Below are 19,545 nucleotides of genomic sequence, written 5' to 3'. Positions count from 1 at the left end.
TGAGGGAGGCCGGCTCGTGAGCGTCGGCGACCTGGAGCACCGCCGCGGCATCGCCTCCGTGACGGTGAGGGCGGCGGACGGCTCACCACTGCGGGACACGGACGTCGTCGTCGAGCAGACCAGCCATTCCTTCGGGTTCGGCAACATCGGGTTCGACCTGATCGGGCTGGCGAACGGCGACGACGACGATCGCACCGAGGTGTTCGGCGGCGCGAGCCTGTCCTCCGCCCGGCATCTCGCAGACCTCTACCTGGACCTGTTCAACACGACCACGCTCCCCTTCTACTGGCGGGGGTTCGAGCCAGCCCCGGGGCGCCCGCACACCGCCCGGATGCTCGCCGCCGCGCAGTGGTTCGCGGGCAGGGGCGTCGCCGTCAAGGGCCACCCGCTGCTGTGGCACACGCTCGCGCCCACCTGGCTTCTCGACCTGCCGCCCGAGGAGGCCGAGCGCGTCATGCGTGCTCGCATCGCGCGGGAGACCAGGGACTTCGCTGGTGCGGTGGACCTTTGGGACGCCATCAACGAGGCCGTCATCCTGCCCGTCTTCACCGCTGAGGAGAACGCCGTCACGAACCTCGCGCGCCTCCGCGGGCGGGTCGAGATGGTCAGGCTCGCCTTCGACTCGGCGCGCGCGGGCAATCCCGACGCTCGCCTGGTGCTCAACGACTTCGACCTGTCCGCCGACTACGAGCACCTGATCGAGGAGTGCCTGGAGGCGGGAGTCACGATCGACGCGATCGGCGTCCAGACGCACATGCATCAGGGGTTCCGTGGGGAGGAGCAGGTCTGGGAGATCCTCGAGCGGTTCGGGCGATTCGGGCTCCCGGTGCAGATGACGGAGACGACGCTCGTCTCAGGCGACCTGATGCCGCCCGAGATCGTGGACCTCAACGACTTCCAGGTGCCCTCCTGGCCCTCCACGCCCGAAGGCGAGGGGCGTCAGGCCGAGGAGATCGTGCGGCACTACAGGACCGTCGTCTCGCATTCCGCCGTGGAGTCGCTCACCTACTGGGGATTGACCGACGAGGGCGCCTGGCTGGGCGCGCCCGCCGGGCTCGTGCGCGCTGACGGCAGCGCGAAGCCCTCGTACGATGCATTGCTGAGGCTTATCAAGGGCGAGTGGTGGATGAAACCCACCACGATGCGTGCCAACTCCGCCGGAGAGCTCCATGTCCACGGCTTCGCGGGCGGCTACCGACTCACTGCGGGCGGGCAGGAATCGGCGGTGATGGTGCCGCGAGGCGGACACACGCAGGCGCAGGCGCGCCTCGGGCCCGCCGTCGCCTGACCCTCTTCGCTACCGAACCGTTCGCGCCGCGGGCAGGGTGAATCGCCAGCCCTCCGCGCGCCGCTCGTCGATCACCCGCAGCACAGCCTCGACCGTGCCGGCGCGTCCCTCAGGACCGTCGTGGACCAGCACCACCTCGCCGGGCCTCATCGCGTCGCGGAGCCGCGCGGAGAGCAGCTCGGGGTCCTGGTCCTCCCAATCGAAGATGACGTTGACGACCGCAAGCGGCTGCATGCCGAGCTCGACGGCGACCTGCGCGGTGACGCCCCACGAGCCGTTGGGCGCGCGCCAGTACGGCACGTCGGCGTGGGGATCGCCCAGCGCCTCCCGGATGATCTCGAGGTTGCGGCGCATGTCGGCGCGGACAGCGTCGGCGTCCCAGGCCCCCATGTCCGCGAACGACGTGCTGTGGTTGCAGAGCACATGACCCTCGGCCACGATCCGGCGCAGCAGCGCGGCACCACCCGGCGCCTGGATCTGCTCCCCGATCACCGCGAAGACAGCGCGCACGCCTCGCGCCGCGAGACCGTCGAGCAGCGCGGGCGTGTCCTCAGCGCTCGGGCCATCGTCCACGGTGAGAGCGCAGACGAGCCCCTCGCCTTCTGCGAAGGCGAGGGGCTCGGTCGTGAGCGGTGCAGTCACGTGCGGATCATCCTCGGCGTCCGGCGCTGAGCGACCCGGAAGCCGGGCAGCGGCGCTGGAAGCGACGCTGAGTGACCCGCTCGCATGGGACGGGTCAGCCCTCGACGCCTGCGCGCTGCAGGATGATCTCCCGCACGCGACCTGCGTCTGCCTGTCCACGCGTGGCCTTCATGACCGCCCCGACGATCGCGCCGGCCGCCTGGACCTTGCCGTCCTGGATCTTCTGCAGCACATCCGGCTGAGCGGCGAGCGCCTCGTCCACGGCCTTCTCGAGCGCCGAGTCATCGGAGACGACCTCGAGACCTCGCGCCTCGACGACCGCCGTCGGCGACCCTTCGCCCGCGAGCACGCCCTGGAGCGCCTGACGGGCCAGCTTGTCGTTGATGCGACCCGAGTCGACGAGCGACTGGAGCTCCGCCACCTCGGCCGGCGTGACCGAGAGCTCGTCGAGCGAGACGCCCTGGTCGTTGGCGACGCGAGCGAGCTCGCCCATCCACCACTTGCGCGCCGCCTGCGGCGTAGCGCCCGCCTCGACGGTGGCGATCAGCACGGGCACCGCATCCGCGGCGACCACGTCGCGCATCTCGAGGTCGGAGAAGCCCCACTCGTCCTTGAGGCGCGCACGCTGCTTGGCGGGGTGCTCGGGGATGGTGCCCCGCAGCTCCTCGACCCACTCGCGCGACGGCTCGACGGGCAGCAGGTCGGGCTCCGGGAAGTACCGGTAGTCCTCGGCCTCCTCCTTGGAGCGACCCGGCGTCGTCTCCTCGGTGTCCTCGTGCCAGTGACGGGTCTCCTGGACCACGGGCTTGCCGTCGGACAGCAGCGCAGCCTGGCGGCCCGCCTCGAAGTGGATGGCACGCTCGATCGCACGCAGCGAGTTCACGTTCTTCGTCTCGGAGCGCTTGCCGAACGGCACCGCGTCCTGATCCTCGCCTGCCGGAGCCTTCGCGCGCAGCGACAGGTTCACGTCCGCACGCACCGAGCCCTGGTCCATGCGGCCGTCCGAGATGCCGAGCGCACGCACGATGTCACGGATCGTGGCCACGTAGGCGCGGGCGACCTCCGCCGTCCGCTCCCCCATGCCGGTGATCGGCTTGGTCACGATCTCCACAAGTGGCACGCCGCCGCGGTTGTAGTCGACGAGCGAGTGCGAGGCGCCCTGGATGCCGCCGGAGCCACCCACGTGGGTGTTCTTCCCGGCGTCCTCCTCCATGTGGGCGCGCTCGATCCCGATCTCCACGACGGTCCCGTCGTCAAGGACGACGTCCAGCGAGCCCTCGTAGCAGGTCGGCTCGTCATACTGCGAGATCTGGTAGTCCTTCGCGAGGTCCGGGTAGAAGTAGTTCTTCCGGGCGAAGCGGCTGGACTCACGGATCGAGCAGCCGAGCGCGAGACCCAGACGGATCGCGGACTCGACGGCCTTCTCGTTCGTCACCGGCATCGAGCCGGGAAGTCCCAGGCACACGGGGCACACCTGCGTGTTCGGCTCGGCGCCGAACTCGTTGGCGCAGCCGCAGAACATCTTGGTCTTCGTGTTGAGCTCGACGTGGACCTCGATGCCGAAGACCGGGTCGAAGTCCTCCATCGCCTCGTCGTAGCTGACGCGCGCCGCGGTCATCCTGCCACCTCCAGCTCGGGGGCCTGCGCGCTCAACGCGCCACCCCACTCCTCGGTCAGCGACGCCTCAAGGGCGGCGCCGACGCGGTACAGGCGGGCGTCCTCGTGCGCAGGCGCGAGGATCTGGAACCCGACGGGCAGCCCGTCCTCAGGCGCGAGGCCCGAGGGAAGCGACATGCCCGGGATGCCCGCAAGGTTCGCGGGGATCGTCGCCACGTCGTTGAGGTACATCGCCAGCGGATCGTCGAGACGCTCGCCCAACTTGAACGGCGTCGTGGGCGTCGTGGGCGAGACCAGCACGTCGGCCTGCTCGAAGGCCGCCGCGAAGTCACGCTGGATCAGCGTGCGGACCTTCTGGGCCGAGCCGTAGTAGGCGTCGTAGTAGCCGGCGGAGAGCGCATAGGTGCCGAGGATGATGCGGCGCTTCGCCTCGTCGCCGAAGCCCTCGGCGCGGGTCGCAAGCATCGTCTTCTCCACCGTGTCCTTCTCGACGCGGAGGCCGAAGCGGACGGAGTCGAACTTGGCAAGGTTCGACGATGCCTCCGACGGGAGGATCAGGTAGTACGCGGCGAGCGCGTACTCGAAGGACGGGCACGAGACCTCGACGATCTCGGCGCCCATCGCCTTGAGCCGCTCGAGGCTCTCCTCGAAGCGCTGCTTCACCCCTGCCTGGTAGCCCTCGCCACCGTCGTCGGATGAACCGGAGAGCTCCTTGATGACGCCGACCTTCACACCCGTGAGGTCCTTGGTCGCGCCCTGCATCGCGGCGTCGACGCACGCCGGCACCGGCTCGTCGAGGCTGGTCGCGTCCTTCTCGTCGTGGCCACCCATGACCTCGTGGAGCATCGCCGTGTCCAGCACGGTGCGGCCGCACGGGCCCAGCTGGTCGAGCGAGGAGGCGAGCGCGATCGCGCCGTAGCGGGACACGCCGCCGTAGGTGGGCTTGACGCCCACGGTCGCGGTCACCGACGCGGGCTGGCGGATGGAGCCACCCGTGTCCGAGCCGATCGCGAGCGGGGCCTCGAAGGCTGCGAGCGCCGCAGCCGAGCCACCGCCGGAGCCGCCGGGGATGCGGTCCAGATCCCACGGGTTGTGCGTGGGACCGTAGCCGGAGTGCTCGGTGGACGAGCCCATGGCGAACTCGTCCATGTTGGTCTTGCCCAGGATCGGCATGCGCGCGGCCTTGAGGTTCGCGGACACCGTCGAGTCGTACGGCGGGATCCAGCCCTCGAGGATCCTGGAGCCTGCCGTGGTCGGCAGGCCTTCGGTGACGAGCACGTCCTTCACCGCGACGGGCACACCCGCGAGCGCGGGCAGCTCGACGCCTGCGGCGCGGTCCTCGTCCACCTTGCGGGCGGTCTCGAGCGCGCCCTCGGGGTCGAGGTGCAGGAACGCGTGCACAGGGCCGTCGACGGCAGCGATGCGGTCGAGGTGCGCCTGCGTGAGCTCGACGCTCGTCACCTCGCCGGCCTTCAGGGCGGCGGCCATCTGGGCTGCGGTCTTGCGGGTCCAGTCCACGGTGGTCATGCCTCCTCCCCCAGGATCTGCGGGACGCGGAAGCGGCCGTCCTCAGCCTCGGGAGCGGCGGCGAGCGCACGGTCCTGCGGCAGCGAGGGCCTCACCTCGTCCGGGCGGTGCACATTCGACATCGGGATGGGGTGGGAGGTGGCGGGCACGTCGGTGCCTGCGACCTCGGCGACCTTGGCCACGGCGTCGACGATGGCGGACAGCTGACCGGACAGGCGGTCCAGGTCGTCGTCCGTCATGTCGATGCGCGCGAGCGCGGCCAGCCGCGCCACGTCAGAGCGTTCGAGGGATGACATGGCCGCCAGTCTAGTGGCGGATCGGAGGGCCGTGGGGGCGTCTCGCGGGCGCGGTGGCGTCCCTGCTCACGGCTCCCAGGAGTAGCCGAGCAAGCGGTGCGTCACAGGCGGCGCCGTGACGTCGTCTGCGCGGCGTGCGGCCTCCTCGGGCGTCATCCGCTCGGCCGTCGTGTCGTCGGCCACCCAGTCGAGGTCCTCGCGTCGGACGAAGCCCATCGCCTCGTACAGGCGATGCGCGGCGTGCATGGTGTCCAGCGTGGACAGCACCACGCGCGAGGCCCCCCGCTCCACGGCCATGTCGAGCGCGGCCTGGGCGAGCGCGCGCCCGAGGCCTCGCCCCCGCTCGAGGGGGGACACCGCGAGCATCCGCAGCTCGTACTCGCCGTCCTGCGCCAGCTCGGTGAAGCGGCTGCCCGGCGGTACCAGCGTGATCGTGCCCACGGCCGAGCCCTCTCCGCGCTCGCCGTCGGCGAGCATGAGCAGGATCGCCTCGGAGGCGCGCGTCTGCGCGTCTCGTAGTTGCGGGACATACGGGTGAGACTGGTCGATCAGGCCGTCAGACAGGTATGCGAGCGCGGTGAGCGCTCCGATCTCCGCGAGACGTGAGGTCTCGTCCGGTTCGACTGCACGGACCGTGTAGGTCATGCGGTCGCCTCCCTCCGGGGTCGTCGAGGCACGAGGACTGCGTTGTCAGTCGCCAGTGTACGGAAACGCCCGGTCGGCGTCCTGTGGCCCGCCGACGGCGCCGTCCGACGGTCAGGAGGACCGGCGTGAGCGGCGCTTGGGCTTGCCCTTCTCAGCGTCGCGGACCGCCGCCTCGGCGCCTTCCTCGTCGATGACGGACGCGATGGCGTCGCCCTCCGACTCTGTGGCGGGCGCGGCCGCATCGACCTGAGGCGCGGGCTCCTGGGCGGAGGCGGCGGACGCAGCGGAGAGCGACGCGGCCTCGCGCCGACCGTGCGGGACGCGCAGCGGCTCGAGCACCGGCATGTAGACATCACCCGCATCGACGTGCTCGGCATGGACGTTCTCGTCGAAGTGGGGACCTTCGCGCAGCTCCTCCTCAGGGGAGTCCGCCGAGGGCGCCGAGGCGTCCTCCCCGTCGCCGTCGCCGGAACCTGGCTCGGCCGGGGAGGGAGCGGACGCGGACAGCTCGGCGAGCGTCACCGTCGCCGTCTCGAATGCGCCGGAGTCGGACGCCTCCTTGCGCTCCGCACGCCGCTCCTGAGTCGGGGCGGGCTCCTGCTCGCTTTCGGCTACGGCCTCGGAACCGCTGGGCTCGGGCTCAGGCTCAGGCTCAGGCTCAGGCTCAGGCTCAGGCTCGGGCTCTTGCGCGGCGGGCGCCGCCGCAGTTGCCTCGTCAGCCTCGGCAGGGTCGTCGCCGATCGTGTAGCGCCTGAGGAAGTAGCCGATGACGAGGCCGAGGACGAAGGCGAGGAGGAGCCAGAGCCATGCCTCCTGGAGCACTGCGGTCATGATCGTCATCCCTCCGTGAGCGTGATCTCGACGCGTCGGTTCAGCGCACGGCCCGACTCCGTGCTGTTCGAGGCGACAGGCGAGGCCTCGCCGTGCCCGGTGGTCTCCATGATGCTGCGCGGCACGTCGGCCTGGGCCAGGTAGTCCCGCACGTTCTCCGCACGCTCGAGCGTGAGGGCCTGGTTCTCCTCATCGGTGCCGAGCGAGTCGCTGTAGCCATCGATCTGGACTGTGAGGCCGGGGTTGGTCTCGAGCGCGTCGAGGATCGTGTCGGCGATGCCGTCGAGCTCGGCCCTCGCACGGGTGGTGAGGTCGGCGGAGAACGCCTCGAAGTAGACGGACGGCAGCTCGGGCAGCGGCGGGGCCGGAGTCTCGGTCTCGGACGGCGTGGCGCTCGGCGAGGGCGAGGCGGACTCGCTCGGGCTGGGCGAGGGCTCGGCGGTCTCGGTGGGCGTCGGCTCAGGCGAAGGAGTGGGCGCGAGGGACTCGTCGACCGTGTAGTCGACCGTGTGCACGAGCTCGAGGCTGGAGACCGTCTCGGTCGCCGCGTCCTGAACGTCGGAGGGGCCCCGCAGCGCCACATCGCGGTACTGGACGTCGTCGACGAGGACCTGGTCGAGTCCCGCGGCGTCGAGCGCCCGACGCGCCTGGGTGTCGGTGGATGAGGCGACGGAGGCGGCGAACCCGTACGTGACCGCGGTCAGCGTGAGCACAAGGCCCAGCGCGAGGAGCCACCACCGGATCGGCCCAGCGACGTAGCGTCGCCTCGAGGCCCTGTCCTCGTTGCCCATCGTCACCCTCCTGACGCGCGCGTCGAGCGCTGTGAGCCGCGCCGCGAGACCCACATTAGCGCCGGGCGCCCGGCGTCCGCATGCGCCACGTCGACACGGGGGCGGGTATGTCCGGCGATGTGCCGGTCTGTCCGGTGGCCGGACCCGGACGGGGGCCTCATGCGGGCGGCGTGCCGTCGCACAGTGCCACGAACTGGGCCTCGTCGAGGATCGGAACGCCGAGCTCCTCGGCCTTGGAAGCCTTGGATCCGGCGTTCGCTCCGACGATCACGTAGTCGGTCTTCTTGGAGACGGATGACGCCGCCTTGCCTCCCCGGGAGATGATCGCCTCCTTGATGCCATCCCTGGTGAAGCCTTCGAGTGAGCCGGTGGCCACGATCGTGAGTCCCTCAAGAGTCTGGGGGATGCTCTCGTCGCGCTGCTCCGACATCCTCACCCCTGCGGTGGCCCACCGGTCGACGATGTCGCGGTGCCAGTCGACCTGGAACCACTCGATCACGGACTCGGCGATTATCTGCCCGACGCCTTCGACAGCGGCGAGCTCCTCCGTGGTGGCGGCACGGATCGCCTCCATCGAGCCGAAGGCGGTGGCGAGCGCACGGCTCGCGACGGGGCCGACGTGGCGGATGTTGAGCGACACGAGGACGCGCCACAGCTCCTTCGACTTCGCCTTCTCGAGCTCCTCGAGCAGGGTGAGCGCCTGCGCCGACGGGTGCACGGTCCGCACGCTCTTGGTGTGCCCGGCCTTGCGGCGCTCGGCGGGCGACATGCCCTCCGCCTCGGGCGGGTAGGAGAGCTCGACACGCTGGAACGGCGTGCGGAGCCGGACCTCGCCGTCCTCGTCCTCCTTCGGAAGGCCGGTCTCGGCGTCACGCACCACGACCTCGATGGGCATCAGGTCCTCGAGCGTGAGGTCGAACAGGCCTGCCTCAGTCCTCAGCGGCGGCTCGGCGGGTCGCAGCGGCTGGGTCAGCGCCGCGGCGGTGACCTCCCCGAGCGCCTCGATGTCGAGGCCTCCCCGCGAGCCGATGTGCTCGACGCGTCCACGCACCTGCGCGGGGCAGGTCTGCGCGTTCGGGCAGCGAAGGTCGGCGTCGCCCTCCTTCATGGGCCGCAGGGGCGTGCCGCACTCGGGGCACGCCTCCGGCATGACGAAGTCCTCGCGCGGATAGCCGTCATCAGCGAGCGCGGCGACGGGCCCGACGATCTCGGGGATGACGTCTCCCGCCTTGCGCAGCACGACGACGTCGCCGATCCTCACGCCCTTGGCGCGCACGACGTCCTGGTTGTGGAGCGTCGCCTGCCTCACCGTGCTGCCCGCGACCTTCACGGGCTCCATCACGGCGTACGGGGTGGCGCGGCCCGTCCGACCGACGCCGATCCTGATCTCCACGAGTCGGGTGTGCACCTCCTCCGGCGGGAACTTGTAGGCGAGCGCCCACCTGGGGGCGCGGCTCGTGGAGCCGAGCTCGGACTGGACGGCCCTGTCGTCGACCTTGAGCACGGCCCCGTCGATCTCGTGGATGAGCCTGTGCCGGTTCTTCTCGAGGTCCGTGAGCGCGTCGGCGATCGCGGACGCGCCGCGCAGCAGACTCGCATGCTCGGTGATGGGGAGTCCCCAGTCCGCGAGGACCTTGTAGATGCCGAACTGCGTCTTAAGCCGCTCATCTGCGGGCGTGTCTCCCCATTCAAGCGCTCCGAGGGCGTAGGTGGTGAGCGCAAGCGGCCTGGTGGCCGTCACCGCGGGGTCCTTCTGGCGGAGCGAGCCCGCGGCGGTGTTCCGCGGATTCGCATAGGGAGGCTTCCCCTCAGCCAGAAGGCGCTCGTTGAGCCGCTCGAACTCCCTGACGGGCATGTAGACCTCGCCGCGGATCTCCACGACGCTCGGGACCGGCGCACCGCCCGCGTCGGGCCCGCGCAGCTGACGCGGGATCCCTTCGATGGTGAGCACGTTCGCCGTGACGTCCTCGCCCGTGGTCCCGTCGCCTCGCGTGACCCCGCGGACGAGCCTGCCGTCCTCGTATGTGAGCGAGAGCGACAGCCCGTCGATCTTGGGCTCGCAGACGATCTGCTGATCGCCGGCCTCCCTGCCGACGCGCGCGAGCCACGCCTCCACGTCCTCCAAGGAGAACGCGTTGTCCAGGCTCATCATGCGCTCGCGGTGACGGACCGAGGCGAAGCCGGTCTCGACGCCCGCGCTTCCGACCTTCTGCGTGGGCGAGTCGGGCTCGACGAGCTCGGGATGCCGCGCCTCGAGGTCCTTCAGCTCACGTTCGAGCGCGTCGTACTCAGCGTCGGAGATCGTGGGGGCGTCGTCACCGTAGTAGCGCGCGCGGTGCTCCTCGACCTCCTGCACGAGCTCAGCGTGGCGGGAGCGGGCACGGGTGGCATCGGCGATCGCGTCGTTCACGGACACATTCCATCACGTCCCCCCGACACCGCAGCGGGAGCACACGCACCGGCCTCAGGGCACCGGCCACGAGTAGCCTGGTGCCGTGGCCGACCGGCCGCACGGAGGGAGTGCACGGATGGCCGGACTGACGCTGATCGAGGGCGGGCACATCGTCACGGTGGACGCCGCCGGCACCGAGCACGCGCCAGGCCATCTCGCGATCCGCGACGGGCGGATCACCGCTGTCGGCCCTGGCCCTGCGCCGTCGGGCCTGCGTGACGCCGCCGCCGAGCGGATCGACGCCACCGGGATGCTGGTCACCCCAGGGCTCGTGAACACCCACCACCACCTCTACCAGTGGCTCACGCGAGGCTGGGCGCAGGACTCGATCCTGTTCGACTGGCTCGTCGCGCTCTACCCCACCTGGGCGCGCATCACGGCGGACACCGTGGGTGCAGGCGCCGCGGGCGCGATGGCGACGCTCGCACGGTCGGGCTGCACCACGGTCGGCGACCACCACTACATCTTCCCCCGCGGCTCGGGGGACATCCTGGGATCCATCGCCCACGAGGCGCGGGAGATCGGCCTCCGTCTCCAGCTCACGCGAGGCTCGATGGACCTGGGCGCGAGCGACGGCGGGCTTCCCCCCGACTTCGCCGTCGAGTCGACAGACGACGCCTTGCGAGCCTCCGAGGACGCAGTGCTGCATCTTCACGACAGGTCCTTCGACTCGATGGTCCGCGTGGCCATCGCGCCGTGCTCGCCATTCTCCGTCACCACCGACCTTCTTCGCGAGTCCGCTCCCCTCGCGCGCAGCCTCGACGTCCGCCTGCACACGCACGGCTCCGAGACGGTCGAGGAGGACGCGTTCTGCCGCGAACGGTTCGGCATGAGCCCCACCGAATACCTCGAGTCGGTCGGCTGGCTTGGGCCCGACGTGTGGATGGCCCACTGCGTCCACCTGTCCGACGCCGACATCGCCACGTTCGCCGCGACGGGCACCGGAGTGGCCCACTGCCCCTCCTCCAACGCCCGCCTGGCCGCCGGCATCGCTCCCGTGCGCGCGATGCTCGACGCGGGCGTGGCGGTGGGCCTCGGTGTGGACGGAGCGGCCTCCAATGAGGACGGCACGCTCGGATCCGAGATCCGTCAGGCGGCGCTCGTCGCGCGGCTGCGGGACGGCGCCACCGCCATGCCGGGCCGCGACTCGCTGCGCATGGCCACCATGGGCGGCGCACGCGTGCTGGGCCGCGAGGACGAGATCGGCTCGCTCGAGCCCGGCAAGCTGGCCGACGTGGTCGCCTGGGATCTCACCGCGGTCGAGCACGCCGGCATCGCCGATCCCGTGGCGGCCCTCACGCTCGGGTCGCTGCCCACGGTGCGCCTCATGCTGGTGCAAGGACGCGAGGTGGTGCGGGACGGCCTGCTCACCCGGACGGACGAGGGATCGATCGCTCAGCGCGTCACCGCGGCCGCGGCGCGGCTCGCCGGGGACTAGCCGACCGACTGCTGCTTGACTGCGATCAGTCGCGCGGGAGCGTCCTCGATCCACCAGCGGTGCGCCACTCCCCCGGCGTAGTAGGCGGCGTCGCCTGGCCCGAGCACCTGCACGTCGCCGTCGAGCTCCAGGTGAAGCGTCCCCTCGAGCACGGTCACCCACTCGTCCTCGGCGTGCGTGAACACCTCGCCGCGGTCGGTGCGGTCGCACACGATCGCCATGGGCAGGAACGGCCGCGTGCCGTGCGCCAAGGGCACCGCCCGGTCCTGAGCGAAGTCGGACACCGCGTCGTCAGCCGCCGCGACGCGGTGCATCTCCACGGGCGGTGGAGCCGCATCGCCATGGCCGGCCTCCGACGCGGCGATCAGCTCCACAGGGCTCGTCTCGAGCGCGACCGCGATGCGACGCAGCGAGGGCAGCGAGAAGTTCGCAAGCCCTCGTTCGACCTGACTGAGGAACGGGTGGGACAGCCCCGTCGCCTCAGCCAGCTGAACGAGGGTCAGCCCGCGGGCGCGCCGCAGCTCCCTCACATGAGCGCCGAACCTCAGCGCGGCCTCTGCGCTCTCCGGGCCGGGGACGCCGTGCACCATGGGCTCAGAGGCGCTTCGTCGGGTGCATGCCCATGCGGGCGAGCACGGTGTTCTCGAGGATCGCGACCAGGTTGTAGAGCACGAGCGAGGTGAGCGTGACGACGACCACCGACGCCCACAGCTCGTCGAACTTGGCCGACGTGGCATACCCGTTGATCACACCGCCGATGCCGGAGCCGGTCGCGAGCCATTCGGCGAGCAGGGCACCCGTGATCGCGCCAGGAACCGAGACGCGCACCGCCGCGAAGAACGCCGGCAGCGACGCGGGCAGCGCGACCTTCGTGAGCTGCTTGATCGGGCCGCCGCCGTAGACCTGCACCACCTCGAGGGTCTGCTGGGACGACTGCTGGAGCCCGAAGGCGATGTTCACGAGCGCCGGGAACAGGACGACGATGCCTCCCATGACCGCGACGGTCGCGAACTCGCGTCCGAAGATCATGATGATGATCGGCGCGAACGCGACAAGCGGCACCGAGCGCAGCAGCAGCGCGATCGGCATCATCGCCTGCTCGAATCCACGCGAGAGCCGGAACCCGATGGCGCCCAGGAGCGCGATGAGGAGTCCTGCCGCGAAGCCGATCACGGCGTCGCCGAGCGTCACCGCGAGGTTGCCGAGGATCTCGGCGCGGTTCTCCGCCGCGGCCTCCTCCACGAAGAAGAAGTTCCACACGTCCACCGGACCCTTGGCGACGTAGGGCGACAGGTCTGACGCCCACAGCGCGAGCTGCCACAGGACGGTGACGCCCACCAGGGTGAGGAGGAAGGTGAGGAGCGAGGCGCCGAGCGCCTTGAGGGTCGAGGCGCGCGCGTCGCGGCGGACCTTGTCGGCGAGCATCTGGCTCTGAGGCCCAGCCGCACCCGGGCTGTCCGCGACGGCGGCGCTCATCTGCGGGCTCATGCGGCCGCTCCCTTCGACCAGGGCGTCGCGAGACGCGTGAGGAGGCCGACGCCCAGGTAGAGCACGAGGGCGATCAGGCCGGACATGAGCGCGATGCCCCACACTCGCGGCGAGTTGAGGGCCTGCTGGGCGATGACCATCGCGACTCCGATGCCCGTCTCGACCTTGCCGAAGTACTCGCCGAGCACAGCGCCCAGGAAGGCCGCGGGCACCGCGATCTGCAGCGCGGTGAGCACGGCGGGAAGGGCGGCCACGACGCGGACCTTGCGCAGCTGCATCCAGGCGTTTCCGCCGTAGACCGAGACGAGGTCGAGGCTGGCCTTGTCGGCGGCATGCAGGCCGAGAAGCGAGCCGACGACGGTGGTGAAGAAGACGCTGAGCGCGGCCATGAAGACGGCGGTGCCGGAGGGCTCGCCGCGGTCGGGCACCTCGAAGATGAGCACGAGGAGCGGACCGATCGCGACGATCGGGATGCAGTACGTGATGACTGCGAGCTGCGACACGACGCCTTCGAGCCGCGGGATCACCATGACGAGCGCGGCGAGCGCCAGCGCGAGGCCGTTGCCCCACAGGTAGCCCAGGGCCGCCTCATGGAGCGTGACCGAGAAGTGGGTCCAGTAGAACCCCAGCCCGATCTCGCCGAAGTCCTGGATCACCTGGACCGGCGTGGGGATCGCCTGGGTGTTGCCGGACCCGACGTTGGCGAAGATCGTCAGCGACGAGATCCACCACGCGGCGAGCAGTCCGACGGCGCTGAGCACCGCGGTGGCCCACGACGGAAGCCTGCGCATCAGTCGTCCTCGGTGGCCGCGCCGCCGTCTCCGAACAGCAGGTCGGAGGCGCGATCCACGTAGGCGTGGAACTCGGGGCTGCGCTGGATGTCGGGCGTGCGCGGACGGGGGAGGTCGATCTGCATGACCTCCTTGACCCGACCCGGCCGGGGGCTCATGACGGCGACCTGATCCGCGAGGAAGATCGCCTCGGTGATGCCGTGGGTGACGAGCAGGGTGGTCGCGGGCTTCGCCGCGAGGATGCGCATCAGCTCGAGGTTGAGACGCTGGCGCGTCATGTCGTCCAGCGCGCCGAACGGCTCGTCGAGCAGCAGCACGGAGGGCTTGAGGACGAGCGCACGCGCGATCGAGACTCGCTGACGCATGCCGCCCGACAGGTGGGCGGGCTTGGCCTTCTCGAATCCCTTGAGCCCGACGAGCTCGATCAGCTCCTCGATGTAGTCGTGGTCGACCGGCTTCCCGGCGACCTCGAAGGGCAGCTTGATGTTGGCGTACACCGACCGCCACGGCAGGAGCGCGGAGTCCTGGAAGGCGATGCCGAGCTCGTTGTAGGCGCGCAGGTCGGCGGGCGTGCGCCCGTCGACCCGGGTGCTGCCGCTCGTGGGCTCCTCGAGCCCGGCGAGGATGCGAAGGATGGTCGACTTGCCGCAGCCGGACGGTCCCAGGAGGGCCAGGAACGAGCCCTGGTCCGTGTGGAGCGTGGCGTCCTGGAGGGCGGTCGTGGTCTTGCCACGCGAGTGGAAGACCTTGGTGAGGTCGGTGATCTGCAGGCCGGTGCCCGGGGCGGTCTCGCCCCGGGCACCGGTGCTGTCGACGTTCGTCACGTCTGAGCTCCTCGGACTGATCAGCCTGCGTAGGCGATCAGCTCGGGGTGCTCGGCGTAGACCTCGTCGAGCAGGCTCATGTCGAACAGGTCCGACGCCTCGAGCTCGATGCCCGCGCCGGCGAGCGACGCGAGGGTCTCCGCCTGGAGCGAGTCGGAGATGGTGAACAGGCCGTTGGTGACGGTCTCGTCGGAGACGACGAGCTGCTCGGCCTGGACGATCGCGCCGGCCTCGGACACCTCGGGCTCGAGGCCCAGGTCAGCGCCGTACACCTCGTAGGCGAGGCGAGCGCCCTCGGCGGGGTCGTTCACCGCGTCGGTCCATCCCATGATCTCGGCGACCAGGAAGGCCTTGAGCATCTCGCGGTCCTCGGCGATGGTCTCGTCGGTGACCGTGAAGGTCTCGGCGACGAACGGCAGACCGTTCTCGGCGAAGGGCAGGTTCACGGTGTCGTAGCCGGCGGCCTCGAGGATGAGGGACTCGTTGGTGAGGTAGGCGATGAAGCCGTCGACCTCGCCGTTGGTGAGCGGCGCCGGGTCGTACTGGACCGGCACGATCTCGAGCTCGTCCTCAGAGATGCCGTTGGCGGCGAGCAGCGCCATGAACAGCGAGGTGTTCGAGTCCTGGACACCGATGCGCTTCCCGATCATGTCCTCGGCGGTCATGATGTTGCCGCCGTCGGCCAGCGAGAGCACGGTGAACGGGTTGGCCTGGTAGGTGGCGCCGATGATCTTGAGCGGGGCGCCCTCGGCCGCCACTGCGGAGCCGATGGACACGGCGTCGGACAGCGCGACGTCGGCGGTGCCGGACAGCAGCTCGGCGGCGCCGGTCGACGGGCCGGAGACCATGTCGACGGACGAGAAGCCCGCATCGGTGAAGTAGCCGTTCGAGTCCGCGAAGAACTCGCCCGAGAACTCCTCGTTCTTGATCCAGGACAGCTGGAGGGTCAGGTCGCCGTAGTCGGCGGCCTCCATCGACTCCTCACCGGTCTCGGAGGCGGTGGGCTCCTCGTCTGCGGAGCCGGACGAGCAGGCGGCGAGCGTGAGCGCCGCGACGGCGGCCGCTGCGACGACAGCGGTGCGCTTGATGCTGAAGGACATGTGTTCTCTCCCTGTAGTGGCGCGTCCTTGACACGAGGACTGACGCGTGCCGCGAGCAGTTCCAGGACGGTTCCGAACCTCGGATCCACAGCATGCGGAACCGTCCCTGGGGCGGCACAAAAGTCAACGTAGGGACTGTAGATTTCATCAACACGCGCGGTTGTGTTTCATCCCGGTTAAATCAGATTGCCGAGACACAATCGTGACATCTGGCCATGCTTGACTGGCCCTTCCGTCCCCGCCGGCAGCTCTCCACAGCCAGTGCGATCCGACCGCCGCAGGGACCGTCGACGCACTAGCGAAGGAGGAGCGATGGACCTGACCGCGGTCACCGGATACCGCCGGGCCACCACCCGCGACGACCTCGCGCTCGCTCCCGGAGAGACGTTCCTCGCGGGAGGCACGTGGGTGTTCTCGGAGCCGAACCGGGACGTCACCGGACTCGTGGATCTCACTTCCATGCCGTGGGACGCCGTCGAGGTGTCAGAGGCCGGCCTGCGCATCGGCGCGACCTGCACGATCGCGAGGCTCCTCGCCGAGCCTCAGGTCGACGGGTGGGCCGCCCAGCCGTTCTTCGACGACGCCGCGAACGCGCTGCTCGCGAGCTTCAAGATCTGGAACGAGGCCACCGTCGTCGGCAACATCTGCCGATCATTCGCCGCGGCCGCGATGCTCGCGGCGTGCGCCACTCTCGACGGCACCGCCGAGATCTGGGCCGCCGACGGGTCCGTCCGCCACGAGCCGGTCGCCGCGCTGCCGACGGGCAACGGCACGAACACGTTGCAGCCCGGAGACGTGGTGCGCGCCGTCGACATCCCTGCGCACGCGATGGGGGCACGCACCTCGCTTCACAAGATCGCGCTCGCCGAGCTGGGACGCTCCGGCGCCGTCGTCACAGGAAGGCGCGACGAGGACGGGGCGGTGACCGTTGTCGTCACGGCCGCGACCCTCACGCCGGTCGTGCTGCGCTTCCCGTCCATGCCCGACGCCGACGCGGTGGCCGCCCAGGTGCGCGCCGCCGACGGCTACTACGACGACGCTCTCGGCAGCGCCGACTGGCGACAGCATGTCGCCGGCGTGCTCGCCACGCGAGTGATCGCCGACCTCGAGGAGGACCACGCATGAGGATCGAGGTGGACGGCTCCCCCGTCGAGGGCGAGGCCGCGCCGGGCCAGTGCCTGCGCACGTATCTGCGCGATCACGGGGCCACGGAGGTCAAGAAGGGCTGCGACGCCGGGGACTGCGGCGCGTGCGCCGTGCTCGTCGACGGCCAGCCGGTCCACTCGTGCCTCTACCCCGCCGTCCGCGCCGAGGGACGCGCGGTCACGACCGCGGGAGGCCTCGCCCCTGGCGACGACCTCTCGCCGGTGCAGCAGGAGTTCGCCGACCGCTTCGCCTTCCAGTGCGGCTTCTGCACTCCCGGCATGGTGGTCACCGCGTCGTCCCTCACCGAGGACGACCTGCCCGACCTTGACCGCAAGCTCAAGGGCTCACTGTGCCGCTGCACCGGATATCGCCCGATCCGCGAGGCCGTCGAGCACTCGGTGCGCGGGGGCTGCGGAGGCTCGTGCGACGGGATCTGCGGATCCGCGCCCGCCGACTCGTCCGTGTCTCAGGAGACCGGTTCCAGCGTGGGCCGCTCCGCGCGACCGCCCGCCGCCACCCGGGTGGTCCAAGGACGCGAGCCCTACACGTTCGACGAGGTGCCCGACGGCACGCTCCACCTCCGCGTGCTCGGCTCACCCCACGCGCATGCGCGCATCGTGTCGATCGACGCCTCCGCCGCGCTCGCGATGCCGGGCGTCCACGCCGTCCTCACCCACGAGGACGCGCCGGCCACGCTCTTCTCCTCCGCGCGTCACGACAACCGCATGGACGACCCGCGGGACACACGCATCCTCGACGACGTGGTCCGGTTCAAGGGTCAGCGCGTGGCGGCCGTCGTCGCCGACTCGCTCGCGATCGCCGACGCCGCCGTCGAGGCGATCACCGTCGAATACCAGGTGTTTCCGGCCGTCTTCGACCCCGAGGAGGCGCGCTCCGGCGCCGCTCCGGCCCTCCACCCGGACCGCACCCCGGATGACGGCGTGCTCGACTCCTCGCGCAACCTCATCGCGTCCTGGAAGGGCGGCTACGGCGACGTGGACGAGGGCCTCGCCCAGGCGTCGGCCGTGGCCACCGGTACGTGGTCCAACGGCCGCGTCAGCCACGCGCAGCTCGAGACGCACGGAGCGATCGGCTGGATCGACGACCTGGGCCGGCTGACCGTCCGCACCAGCTCGCAGGTGCCGTTCCTGGTGCGCGACGAGCTCGCCGTCATCCTGGACCGCGCCCCCGAGTCCGTCCGCGTCTTCACCGCGCGCGTCGGCGGAGGCTTCGGCGGCAAGCAGGAGATCTTCACCGAGGACCTCGTGTCCCTCGCGGTGCTGAAGACCGGCCGCCCCGTCGCCTACGAGATGACCCGCCAGGAGGAGTTCACCCGGACCGCCACCCGGCACCCCTTCCGCGTCACCGCCACCCTCGGGGCCACCGCGGACGGCATGCTCACCGCCATGGACATCCAGGTGCTGAGCAACACCGGCGCCTACGGCAACCACTCGATCGGCGTGATGTTCCACGGCTGCGCCGAGTCGCTCGAGGCGTACCGCTCCCCTGCCAAGCGACTCGACGCCGAGGTCGTCTACACGAACACCACCCCCGCTGGCGCGTTCCGCGGCTACGGGCTCGGCCAGGTGATCTTCGCCGTCGAATCCGCGATCGACGAGCTCGCACTCGAGCTCGGGATCGACCCGTTCGAGATGCGCCGCCTCAACGCCGTCAAGGAGGGCGACCCGCTCGGAGTCACCGAGCGCAAGCACCAGGACGGGCTCATCTTCGGCTCCTACGGGCTCGACCAGTGCCTCGACCTCGCCGACGAGGCACTCGCACGCGGCAACGGCGTCGAGGCTCCCGAAGGTTGGAGCGTCGGTGAGGGCATGGCCCTCAGCATGATCGCCACGATCCCGCCGCGCGGCCACCACGCCACCGCGTCCGTGACCGCCTGGCCCGACGGCACGTTCCTCGTAGCCGCCGGCACCGCCGAGTTCGGCAACGGCACCCACACCGTGCTCACCCAGATCGCCGCCGAGGCGCTCGGAGTTCCCGTGGCGTCCGTGTCGCTCCGGGCATCCGACACCGATGCGACCACCTACGACACCGGAGCCTTCGGTTCCACCGGCATCACCGTTGCAGGAAAGGCGGTGCACGCCGCGGCGGTCCAGCTCCGTGACCGCCTCGACGCGGGCGACCCGATCCCCGCATCAGGCCTGGTAGGCGAAGGATCGACCGACGGCATGATCCGCTCGCTCGCGTTCAACGTCCAGGCCTTCCGCGTCGCTGTGGACCTCGAGACCGGCTCCGTGAAGATCCTCCAGTCCATCCAGGCAGCCGACGCGGGCGTCGTCCTCAACCCCGCCCAGTGCCGCGGCCAGATCGAGGGCGGCGTGGCCCAGGGCATCGGCTCCGCCCTGTACGAAGAGGTGATGATCGGGGACGATGGCGCGCCGGAGAACCCCGCGTTCCGTGTCTATCGCGTGCCTCAGATGGCCGATGTGCCCGAGACGGAGGTCTACTTCGCGAAGACCTCCGACGAGCTCGGCCCCTTCGGCGCCAAGTCCATGTCCGAGTCGCCCTACAACCCGGTCGCGCCCGCACTCGCGAACGCGATCAGGCGCGCGGTGGGCGCACGCCCCTACTCGACGCCCATGAGCCGCGACCGCGTCTGGCGGCTGGCCGCGTCAGCCTCGGATCGTGCCCCCAGCGGCGCCCTGTAGGAG

At 70.7% G+C, this 19,545-nt stretch carries 17 protein-coding genes; 4 read left to right on the top strand and 13 right to left on the bottom strand.

What is annotated here, in order from left to right:
- Positions 1 to 16: 16 nt before the first annotated feature.
- Positions 17 to 1,288 (top strand): endo-1,4-beta-xylanase, encoded by a 1,272-nt coding sequence (locus tag QQX04_RS02535; protein WP_301125926.1) that lies wholly within the window; start codon positions 17 to 19, stop codon positions 1,286 to 1,288.
- Positions 1,289 to 1,297: 9 nt separating this feature from the next.
- On the opposite strand, the gene QQX04_RS02530 is transcribed toward QQX04_RS02535, so the two are convergent.
- From QQX04_RS02530 to ligA, 8 genes are all read right to left on the bottom strand, one after another.
- Complete coding sequence (locus QQX04_RS02530; RefSeq protein WP_301125925.1) at positions 1,298 to 1,930, bottom strand: polysaccharide deacetylase family protein; 633 nt, start codon at positions 1,928 to 1,930, stop codon at positions 1,298 to 1,300.
- A 94-nt stretch (positions 1,931 to 2,024) separates the two neighbouring features.
- A complete protein-coding gene (gene gatB, locus QQX04_RS02525; protein ID WP_301125924.1) occupies positions 2,025 to 3,548 on the bottom strand; it encodes an Asp-tRNA(Asn)/Glu-tRNA(Gln) amidotransferase subunit GatB in 1,524 nt (507 codons plus the stop codon).
- Positions 3,545 to 5,074 carry an Asp-tRNA(Asn)/Glu-tRNA(Gln) amidotransferase subunit GatA gene (gene gatA / locus QQX04_RS02520; RefSeq protein WP_301125923.1) on the bottom strand — a complete coding sequence of 510 codons (1,530 nt, stop codon included), beginning with the start codon at positions 5,072 to 5,074 and terminating at the stop codon, positions 3,545 to 3,547. The genes gatB and gatA overlap by 4 nt, the downstream gene beginning before the upstream one ends.
- A complete protein-coding gene (gene gatC / locus QQX04_RS02515; protein ID WP_301125922.1) occupies positions 5,071 to 5,370 on the bottom strand; it encodes an Asp-tRNA(Asn)/Glu-tRNA(Gln) amidotransferase subunit GatC in 300 nt (99 codons plus the stop codon). The genes gatA and gatC overlap by 4 nt, the downstream gene beginning before the upstream one ends.
- A gap of 66 nt (positions 5,371 to 5,436) precedes the next feature.
- Positions 5,437 to 6,015 carry a GNAT family N-acetyltransferase gene (locus tag QQX04_RS02510; RefSeq protein ID WP_301125921.1) on the bottom strand — a complete coding sequence of 193 codons (579 nt, stop codon included), beginning with the start codon at positions 6,013 to 6,015 and terminating at the stop codon, positions 5,437 to 5,439.
- Positions 6,016 to 6,126: 111 nt separating this feature from the next.
- A complete protein-coding gene (locus QQX04_RS02505; RefSeq protein WP_301125919.1) occupies positions 6,127 to 6,846 on the bottom strand; it encodes a hypothetical protein in 720 nt (239 codons plus the stop codon).
- Positions 6,847 to 6,851: 5 nt separating this feature from the next.
- Positions 6,852 to 7,637 (bottom strand): OmpA family protein, encoded by a 786-nt coding sequence (locus QQX04_RS02500; protein ID WP_301125918.1) that lies wholly within the window; start codon positions 7,635 to 7,637, stop codon positions 6,852 to 6,854.
- Between the two features lie 157 nt (positions 7,638 to 7,794).
- A complete protein-coding gene (gene ligA / locus QQX04_RS02495) occupies positions 7,795 to 10,047 on the bottom strand; it encodes an NAD-dependent DNA ligase LigA (RefSeq protein WP_301125916.1) in 2,253 nt (750 codons plus the stop codon).
- A gap of 118 nt (positions 10,048 to 10,165) precedes the next feature.
- Between ligA and QQX04_RS02490 the strand changes: the two genes are divergently transcribed.
- Complete coding sequence (locus tag QQX04_RS02490) at positions 10,166 to 11,527, top strand: 8-oxoguanine deaminase (RefSeq protein ID WP_301125914.1); 1,362 nt, start codon at positions 10,166 to 10,168, stop codon at positions 11,525 to 11,527.
- On the opposite strand, the gene QQX04_RS02485 is transcribed toward QQX04_RS02490, so the two are convergent.
- From QQX04_RS02485 to QQX04_RS02465, 5 genes are read right to left on the bottom strand one after another with little or no spacing between them, the layout of a single operon-like run.
- Positions 11,524 to 12,117, bottom strand: coding sequence for a helix-turn-helix domain-containing protein (locus tag QQX04_RS02485; RefSeq protein ID WP_301125912.1), 594 nt, complete (start codon positions 12,115 to 12,117; stop codon positions 11,524 to 11,526). The two genes, QQX04_RS02490 and QQX04_RS02485, sit on opposite strands and share 4 nt — an antisense overlap.
- Positions 12,118 to 12,121: 4 nt before the next feature.
- Entirely contained in the window at positions 12,122 to 13,015 is an 894-nt protein-coding gene (locus QQX04_RS02480; protein WP_301125910.1) for an ABC transporter permease, read from the bottom strand.
- Positions 13,012 to 13,806: an ABC transporter permease gene (locus QQX04_RS02475; protein WP_301125908.1), complete on the bottom strand. Its 795-nt coding sequence runs from the start codon at positions 13,804 to 13,806 to the stop codon at positions 13,012 to 13,014. The genes QQX04_RS02480 and QQX04_RS02475 overlap by 4 nt, the downstream gene beginning before the upstream one ends.
- Complete coding sequence (locus QQX04_RS02470; RefSeq protein ID WP_301125907.1) at positions 13,806 to 14,630, bottom strand: ABC transporter ATP-binding protein; 825 nt, start codon at positions 14,628 to 14,630, stop codon at positions 13,806 to 13,808. Before QQX04_RS02470 ends, QQX04_RS02475 begins: the two co-directional genes overlap by 1 nt.
- Before the next feature lie 20 nt (positions 14,631 to 14,650).
- Positions 14,651 to 15,730 (bottom strand): ABC transporter substrate-binding protein, encoded by a 1,080-nt coding sequence (locus QQX04_RS02465; RefSeq protein WP_301125905.1) that lies wholly within the window; start codon positions 15,728 to 15,730, stop codon positions 14,651 to 14,653.
- 312 nt (positions 15,731 to 16,042) lie between these two features.
- Here QQX04_RS02465 and QQX04_RS02460 point away from each other — a divergent pair, with 312 nt between their 5' ends.
- Both QQX04_RS02460 and QQX04_RS02455 read left to right on the top strand, forming a co-directional pair.
- Positions 16,043 to 16,855 carry an FAD binding domain-containing protein gene (locus QQX04_RS02460; protein WP_301125903.1) on the top strand — a complete coding sequence of 271 codons (813 nt, stop codon included), beginning with the start codon at positions 16,043 to 16,045 and terminating at the stop codon, positions 16,853 to 16,855.
- Complete coding sequence (locus QQX04_RS02455) at positions 16,852 to 19,542, top strand: molybdopterin-dependent oxidoreductase (protein ID WP_301125901.1); 2,691 nt, start codon at positions 16,852 to 16,854, stop codon at positions 19,540 to 19,542. Before QQX04_RS02460 ends, QQX04_RS02455 begins: the two co-directional genes overlap by 4 nt.
- Positions 19,543 to 19,545: the final 3 nt, after the last annotated feature.

The sequence above is a fragment of the Demequina zhanjiangensis genome, from assembly GCF_030418315.1.
In the GTDB taxonomy this organism is placed as follows: Bacteria; Actinomycetota; Actinomycetes; order Actinomycetales; family Demequinaceae; genus Demequina; species Demequina zhanjiangensis.
This window is presented reverse-complemented; position numbering and strand designations above follow the sequence as displayed.

What these genes read in the sequence shown, in the direction of transcription:
- gatB (WP_301125924.1), bottom strand. Translation starts at nt 3,548, where the DNA reads ATGACCGCGGCGCGCGTCAGCTACGACGAGGCGATGGAGGACTTCGAC.
- gatA (WP_301125923.1), bottom strand. Translation starts at nt 5,074, where the DNA reads ATGACCACCGTGGACTGGACCCGCAAGACCGCAGCCCAGATGGCCGCC.
- gatC (WP_301125922.1), bottom strand. Translation starts at nt 5,370, where the DNA reads ATGTCATCCCTCGAACGCTCTGACGTGGCGCGGCTGGCCGCGCTCGCG.
- QQX04_RS02510 (WP_301125921.1), bottom strand. Translation starts at nt 6,015, where the DNA reads ATGACCTACACGGTCCGTGCAGTCGAACCGGACGAGACCTCACGTCTC.
- QQX04_RS02505 (WP_301125919.1), bottom strand. Translation starts at nt 6,846, where the DNA reads ATGACCGCAGTGCTCCAGGAGGCATGGCTCTGGCTCCTCCTCGCCTTC.
- QQX04_RS02500 (WP_301125918.1), bottom strand. Translation starts at nt 7,637, where the DNA reads ATGGGCAACGAGGACAGGGCCTCGAGGCGACGCTACGTCGCTGGGCCG.
- QQX04_RS02490 (WP_301125914.1), top strand. Translation starts at nt 10,166, where the DNA reads ATGGCCGGACTGACGCTGATCGAGGGCGGGCACATCGTCACGGTGGAC.
- QQX04_RS02485 (WP_301125912.1), bottom strand. Translation starts at nt 12,117, where the DNA reads ATGGTGCACGGCGTCCCCGGCCCGGAGAGCGCAGAGGCCGCGCTGAGG.
- QQX04_RS02480 (WP_301125910.1), bottom strand. Translation starts at nt 13,015, where the DNA reads ATGAGCCCGCAGATGAGCGCCGCCGTCGCGGACAGCCCGGGTGCGGCT.
- QQX04_RS02475 (WP_301125908.1), bottom strand. Translation starts at nt 13,806, where the DNA reads ATGCGCAGGCTTCCGTCGTGGGCCACCGCGGTGCTCAGCGCCGTCGGA.
- QQX04_RS02465 (WP_301125905.1), bottom strand. Translation starts at nt 15,730, where the DNA reads ATGTCCTTCAGCATCAAGCGCACCGCTGTCGTCGCAGCGGCCGCCGTC.
- QQX04_RS02460 (WP_301125903.1), top strand. Translation starts at nt 16,043, where the DNA reads ATGGACCTGACCGCGGTCACCGGATACCGCCGGGCCACCACCCGCGAC.
- QQX04_RS02455 (WP_301125901.1), top strand. Translation starts at nt 16,852, where the DNA reads ATGAGGATCGAGGTGGACGGCTCCCCCGTCGAGGGCGAGGCCGCGCCG.